Annotated in this window: 5 protein-coding genes and 1 pseudogene; 4 read left to right on the plus strand and 2 right to left on the minus strand. The window is 46.7% G+C overall.

Annotated features, from left to right (window positions below):
- Nucleotides 1-202: 202 nt before the first annotated feature.
- Together F6K37_RS27790 and F6K37_RS27795 are read left to right on the plus strand one after the other, a co-directional pair.
- Nucleotides 203-667, plus strand: a pseudogene (locus tag F6K37_RS27790) (Uma2 family endonuclease); the annotation flags it as partial.
- 6 nt (nt 668-673) lie between these two features.
- Nucleotides 674-802, plus strand: coding sequence for a hypothetical protein (locus F6K37_RS27795; RefSeq protein WP_287253643.1), 129 nt, complete (start codon nt 674-676; stop codon nt 800-802).
- 366 nt (nt 803-1,168) lie between these two features.
- Here F6K37_RS27795 and F6K37_RS27800 read toward each other — a convergent pair whose 3' ends face one another.
- On the minus strand, nt 1,169-5,107 hold the full coding sequence (locus tag F6K37_RS27800) for a DUF7379 domain-containing protein (RefSeq protein ID WP_287253645.1): 3,939 nt from the start codon (nt 5,105-5,107) through the stop codon (nt 1,169-1,171).
- Between the two features lie 341 nt (nt 5,108-5,448).
- Between F6K37_RS27800 and F6K37_RS27805 the strand changes: the two genes are divergently transcribed.
- Nucleotides 5,449-5,586, plus strand: coding sequence for a hypothetical protein (locus F6K37_RS27805; protein ID WP_154659939.1), 138 nt, complete (start codon nt 5,449-5,451; stop codon nt 5,584-5,586).
- A gap of 97 nt (nt 5,587-5,683) precedes the next feature.
- Here F6K37_RS27805 and F6K37_RS27810 read toward each other — a convergent pair whose 3' ends face one another.
- The gene (locus F6K37_RS27810) at nt 5,684-5,938 is read right to left on the minus strand and encodes a hypothetical protein (RefSeq protein WP_287253646.1); all 255 of its coding nucleotides are present in this window, start codon (nt 5,936-5,938) and stop codon (nt 5,684-5,686) included.
- Between the two features lie 807 nt (nt 5,939-6,745).
- Between F6K37_RS27810 and F6K37_RS27815 the strand changes: the two genes are divergently transcribed.
- A partial coding sequence (locus F6K37_RS27815; RefSeq protein ID WP_287253648.1) for a pyridoxal-phosphate dependent enzyme occupies nt 6,746-7,352 on the plus strand: 607 nt, incomplete at its 3' end.

Raw genomic sequence — 7,352 nt, forward strand, 5'->3', positions numbered from 1 at the left:
AACGTTCCATTATCATGCGGTATATGCTTCTGGTTACGCATTACCCTCTAGCTGTGAGACATAACAATTCGGGAGTACCTCAGCTTGTGAGCCGTTGATATCCATCTCGTTATGCCCCTTTGGGTGGGAACTTCGCTTGAACCCTAGCTGATCGGAAGGTTACGGAACCTTCACTCCTTTGAGCGCCTTCTTCGGTCGCCCAGAAGTTGTGATTATGTCCCCAGTCTTTTCCGATACAGGCAATCGGAATCTGAAAATTGCTCAACAATTGGCTAACTGGGCTGATCTCGACGGTACGGGTGAAACCTTTGACTCCAGCACCGGCTTTACCTTGCCCAATGGAGCGATCCGCTCTCCAGATGCTTGTTGGATTAAACTGGAGAGCTGGAATGCCTTAACCGAGGAACAGAAAGCTTCCTTTGCCCCCATTTGCCCCGACTTTGTGATCGAGTTACGTTCCGCCAGCGATACACTCAGTGGCTTGCAAGACAACATGCAAGAATACCTTGACAATGGCACATCACTTGGTTGGTTAATCGACCGCCAAAACCGGAAAATTTACATTTATCGTCGTGATCACAAACCAGAGATTTTGGACAATCCTGAAACCGTTAGCGGTGCTCCGGAACTGGCGGGGTTTGTGCTAAAAATGAGCAAGATTTGGTGAAAGCAATTGTCAGCTATCAGCTATCAGCTTAAGCGCTACGCGCACGCTACGCGAACAGCTATCAGCCATCAGCCATCAGCTATCAGCCATCAGCTATCAGTTATCAGCTATCAGCCATTAGCTATCAGCCATTAGCTATCAGCTATCAGCTATCAGCTATCAGTTATCAGCCATCAGCTATCAGCTATCAGCTATCAGCCATTAGCTATCAGCTATCAGCCATTAGCTATCAGTTATCAGCTATCAGCTATCAGCTATCAGCTTATGGGCTATGGACAGGCTACTTGAGGTGCTTATGGGCATAGGGTAAGCAAAGGGAAGAGCTTTTGAATAAGCGATGCAGAGGTGCGACCCGTGGCGAATTTAATTACGGGTCAAGGGCACCATTACGGTCTTGGGGAGCCAGTGCGGTCTTGGGGGTTCCCCCCATGAGCAACTGGCGTGGTTTCCCCCACTCGCGCTTTGCATCAAGACAACAGGTAAGCATTAGTTTAATCTGAGTTATGGAAAGCACCTCAAGCAGCGTGAGCCTTTGGCTGACGGCTGACCGCTGACCGCTGACGGCTGACGGCTGACCGCTGACCGCTGACCGCTGACCGCTGAATGCTTACCTATTAAATTCTCCCAAATGAGGTTTATTTTAAGCTGACGGCTGACCGCTGACCGCTGACCGCTGACGGCTGAATGCTGACCGCTGACCGCTGACCGCTGACCGCTGACCCATGATTGACCTAAATTATCGCTTAGTTGAGATTGATTACTAGGTTCGGTATTATTGGATGGCTTTAATACCAGCCAACCCAGAATAGCCGCGAATAATACCCCAACAACCCCAATAATCCACCATTTCAGTGCTTTGTTCCCTGAAGAATTATTAGTAATATCATTAACCACAGGATTTGCCACAGTAGTAGTTTTTGTAGTAGTTGTAGCTCCTAAATCAGAGTTATTTTCTAGGGCTTGAATCACTGCCTGGGAGAGGGCAGTTAACCCCACCGGTTCAGTAAAGTAAACCATGTGATCGCAGCCGATTTCCTGGATTTGCGGTTGTGGAGTCCGGTCTGAACCTACGCTTTTTATACTTTGTACTGTAACAGCGATATCATTGGGTTGCTCAAAGAAAGCCATAGCTACAGCTTTATCAAATAACTTCTGCATTAGTCGTTGCAAGGGACTAGAAGTTTGATTGGCTTCTGCTTTCAGGGCGGCAGGAATAATCGATGTATTACCAGCAATAATTGAGTAAGGTACTTTGGGGTCGGGACTTGCTGCTAATTGTTCCAAGAACTCAGAACAGGGATGCATCTCGTCTAGGGAAATATCAATAGTTTCAATCTCATCAACAAACCGGTTAATCGCCTGAACCAAAATCCCCATCACTGATACTGGCCAAGGAAATTCTGACAGCCCATTTAAACCGATACTTAAGGTAGCTAATGCCCAATCTTCAACCGTAGACCAAGGGCAACCAGCATTGGGTGTACCTATCATAATTAAATGCCCAACCACCTGATTACCTCCTTCTCGTTCAATAAACCAACGAGAAACCAACCCTCCCATAGAGTCGGCGACAATGTGAAAAATTTTACCGTGGTTCTCCCCTAACCCTACAGCTTGTAGTCTCTGCTTCAGCAATTTAGCATTCTCTACAATTGAGGTATTTATATTCTCATAATCATAGCTGAGTACCAGGTCATACAATTCGGCCAGGGGTTTTTGTGTTCCATCTACCTCAACCTGGGCGGAGCGAAGGCTGGGCAGCAAGCTCTCGGTATCACCAATAATACCGTGTATGTAAAGGACTATGCGTTGAGCTTGGGCAACCCGCGACTTGACTTGTTCAACATCTCTTGTATAGTTGACCACTCCAGACGCAGTGACATCCGCTGCTGCCAAGATTGGGTAATTAAACTCTAGCCCCAGTTTTTGAGACACTACTTTTTGGAAGAAAATTCGGATCGAACCCCCCAAGCTGCGGCTACCTTCACTAATTGGTTCTGTTAACCGTTCCAGTAAAATCTCCGTTTTGCCCTCCGGGGTAGACCGAGCCCGTCCCAAAGGCAAGAAAAACTCCCCATCGTAGCTAATGGGTAACAGTTGTTCATCAGAAGCAAGGGGTCGATCAACAATAACTTTCAGGGGATTTTTGGCTGTAACCGCTGACGGATTTTCTACCTCAGTTAATTCCAGCGCGCTTAAACCAGGATCCGTTCCCCGACTGCTAGTAAACTCAAAGGACTCAATGCCCGGATCGTCCTCCCGCAGTATCGGTGGTAACATATGATTACCTAAATCCCTGGTTGATTGGGTGACAGTAGTTAGACGTGCCTTTGCTCTAAATTCGGAATGGGCGTATAGGGTGGAACCTACTCCCAGAAAGACAGACTCGTCCCCTGTGGGAATAGGAGTACTGTGTAGAGGACGCACGGTAGTAATGCTAATTTGGCTAGTTAACCAGTCATCATAGATTTCGTCTTCTTCTGGTCTGCTGCGGAGGTCACGAGCTGGAATCCTTTGCATTAGGCGGTTCAGGGTACCATTACCGCAACGGGGTGTAGGCAAAAGACGTGGTGGTAGGTCAAGTTCTGGTTGTTGGAGCAAAGTGGCATCAAATTCGGTCGAACAGATAATCAGTTTGAGAATATCTTTAACTTCCGTAATCCCCGCTTTTTGCCATAGTTGTTTGGGGACTTCAGGATAAATTGGATTGCCGCGATTAACCCAGGCTTCATCTCCCTCTTGCCCCCTTGGTTCCAGCCAAATTCCGCCCCCATCTAACAACTCAGCTGAGACGGCGTAACGGTCGGTTAAATCGAGCAGGGCGCAATAAAGCGGCTCATTACTGGTGTTTTTGAGCTTAATTTTGAATCTGGGCGATCGCCACCTGCCATTTTCCTGTTGATATTCCAGGCGAATTTGAGGATCTAGCAAAGGTTGCCCATCCTGCTGGTAAATCAGCATTTGCACGGCATCGGGGCGAATGCGGCTGGTGGCTGGGCTGGCAAGTTCAGTGATATTCAGCCAACGGGTGATATGTTCTAATCGCTTAATCGCCTGCAAGGCAGTGGCATCGGTGTAACCGGAAATGGCAGCCACTAGAGGACGGTCATCCGCTGGTCGTGTAATTAAATAGTTACCGTCACGAGCCAGTAATTTCAACTCTGCAGCTTCAGGGGTTGCCACTTCCCGAACATACAGGGAGGGCTGATTGTGACCAGTGTTGAGCAGGGTGGTACGGGCTAATTCTACACCAGCTGGTTCTCCTGACAATAAAACCCCTTTCGGTGGCAGGGGCAAACTGGTAATGACTGCTTTCCAGGTCATTTCGGGATTTAAATCCCCAATACCACTAATTTGAACTTTACTCAGCTGCGGCATTACTTCCACAATTTTTGCCTCACCTACTGCCGTTGAGAGTTCACGTAGTTGCTCTGTAGGGGTGTCAAAGGGAAATAATGCCAGTATTGTGGTGTCATTCCCAACAGGTTGAGAAATGCCGTGAACCGCACCACCATCAATCACCCAGTCGTGGTTTTTGTCATAGAAGACAGTAAAGTAGGGTGTACGGTTAGCGATCGCACCGCCCAGAAAAGGTTGGTCTAAATCACTCAACTCCGTAGCTTCGATTTGGGGAGATTGGGCGGTGATCTTACTGCGGACTAGGGCATTGACACGCTTGAATAAATCCCGATAAGTCAGGCTACCATTGGCTTTCTTCAAGGTATCCAGCAAAAAGTAAGAAAACGCACCTCTTGGTTGGCCATTGCTGTTGAATTCTTTCGCCGTCTCACTATCTCGACAAGCGGCTAGGACGATATGTTTTCCTGTGGGGAAACTCCAAGCACTAGGATTTTTTTCTGGGCTGAGGGCAGCTGATAATTTGTCAGTTTCACTCAAGGAGAAAATAAAACTCTCCAAGGGTCGCTGGCGTTTGTCGGTGGAAGTTTTACGAACTGCTGTTTCTGCTTCTAGTCCGCCACGGGTGCCAGCACCAGAGTGACAGCAGTCTAAAATAATAACAGTGTGGGGGTTTTTCTCGTCTACCTCAGAAATTAGCTTGGCTAACTCCTTATCCGCCAAGTCCCAACCTCCCTCAGTGCGACTGTCATAACAGACTAATGTTTCATCCAATCGTTCCGGCTCTATTGCCCAAAACTCTTGTGGAGCTTGCTCTTGAGAACCATGTCCCGCATAGTAAAAGAAAGCAACATCTTCAGCGCTAGCTTGACACAAATGCTGCCGAAAACCATCAACAACTGCCTGACGGGTAGCATCTCGATTCAAGAGTGTGCGGATGTGAAGTTTATCTCCATCTACAGCGACCCGCCCTTGCAAATATTCCTGTATTCCTAGGATGTCATTAACACAGCCATTCAAAGAAGGAACAGGACTGGGATATTCATCAATAGCTACCAGCAGCGCATATATATTGTAGGTCATGGCATTCTCTTAATACTTATTGAAGGAGTTCCAGTTTTGTTAATTCCTGATTGAGATCCCCCTAAATCCCCCTTAATAAGGGGGACTTTTTCATCTAATTCCGTGCTTAATAAGGGGGACTTTTTGCTCTAATTTCCTCCTTCATCAGTAGCACTTTTTGCTCTAATTTCCTCCTTCATCAGTAGCACTTTTTTATCTAATTCTATCCTTCATCAGCAGCACTTTTTTATCTAATTTCCTCCTTAGTTAAGGGGGGTTAGGGGGGGAGCAGGTCAAAGTTGCAGAACAAAAGTACTATGTACCATTAGAGCAAGCTTAAACCCATGAGGGGGCTATAGATAATGTACAAATATTCGGCATTTGTGACATGCTCCCCTGATGACCTATTACCCATTACCTATTACCCATTACCTATTACCCATTACCTATTACCCATTACCTATTACCCAGATAAGCGTACAAATGTTCTGCATAAGTGACATGCTCCCGGTTAGGGGGGATCTATGTACCTAATTACAAAGGTGACATGCTCCCGGCTGAGTTGGTCAATTCTCGCCCAAGAATATAACTCCTGGATTATAAACCTCTATCGGTTTTTCCTGGAGAACGCTCACTAGTAGTTGGATTAGATTCTGGTGCGGGAATTTCTTTAGTGTCTTGATTATCTGTTTCGACATTTTCATCACTCGATTCAGCTTTTACTTCAGCTTCTTCAGGAGTTGTTACTGTTTCCTGAGAGTCGGAGCGAGCGTCCCCTAAGGGGTTAGTATCGCCAGATGTATTTTCTACTACTTGATCTTCAGAATTTTGGTTAGATTCTGTATTTTCCATAGCCACTTTTTTTAACCTCAACTGTATGATACAGGGCAAGGGCAAGACTCAAGAAATTATTCTTAAAAATAGTGATAACTAAGCGCAATAGTTATGATAATCAAGGCTTACCATGGTCATTATCCTTGCCGCATATCACATTTTTGCTTAATTTTTCTTGCGCTTACCCGGCTTTATTATAATAAGCTCTATTTCTAAAATAGCATATTATGAGCTGATTTGTCAAGGAAGCTAGAACCATTGCGCTGCCGTCAGCGATCAGCGATCAGCGATCAGCTATAGCACTACGTATTAAGAGGACATTGATACAAGCTGAAACGCTGTTGTAGTAAACTTTTGCCTCTTACCTCTTGCCTTCCCCTCCTGGGAGGGGTTAGGGGTGGGTTCCTCTTGCCTATTGCCTTCCCCTCCTGGGAGGGGTTAGGGGTGGGTTCCTCTTGCCTCTTGCCTTCCCCTCCTGGGAGGGGTTAGGGGTGGGTTCCTCTTGCCTATTGCCTCCCCCTCCTGGGAGGGGTTAGGGGTGGGTTCCTCTTGCCTCTTGCCTTCCCCTCCTGGGAGGGGTTAGGGGTGGGTTCCTCTTGCCTATTGCCTCTTGCCTCTTGCCTACACACAGCCGTGTATCACTAATCGAACCAAACGTTTGTATCTCAATTGACAGTAATTTTGACTGGTTAATGGTTAATCTTTAACCCCTGCAATTAATCCCGACTAAAAAAGTCGGGTATGTTTGACGGACATTTTGAGGTATGTTACTTTTAATCAAGTCTTGACTGAACGTAATTAGAGAGCGTAATTAGAGATATACCCATGAGCCAAGCCACAATTACTCCCAAAACCCAGGCATCTACCGCATTTACCAAGTTGAAGTGTAAAGAGTGTGGTGCGGAGTATGAGCCCAAGGCAATGCACGTTTGTGAGGAATGCTTTGGTCCGTTGGAAGTAAAATATGACTACGGTACCCTCAGACGCCATGTAACCAGGCAAAGCATTGAGGCAGGTCCGAAATCCATCTGGCGCTATCGTTCTTTCTTACCCCTTGCCACTGATAACTATATTGATGTGGGTACAGGAATGACTCCCTTAGTGAAATCGACTCGCTTGGCTAGACGCTTAGGGTTAAAAAATCTCTACATTAAAAATGATGCGGTCAACATGCCCACCCTCAGCTTCAAAGACCGGGTGGTATCAGTAGCTCTAAGTAGAGCACGGGAGTTAGGCTTCTCAACGGTATCCTGTGCTAGTACTGGAAACTTAGCGAATTCTACTGCTGCGATCGCAGCTCATGCTGGACTCGACTGCTGCGTGTTTATCCCTGCTGACCTGGAAGCGGGTAAAGTGATGGGCACTCTGATTTACAACCCCACATTAATGGCAGTCAAAGGCAACTACGACCAAGTCAACCGCCTCTGTTGTG

This window comes from Moorena sp. SIO4E2 (genome assembly GCF_010671945.1).
GTDB lineage: Bacteria > Cyanobacteriota > Cyanobacteriia > Cyanobacteriales > Coleofasciculaceae > Moorena > Moorena producens.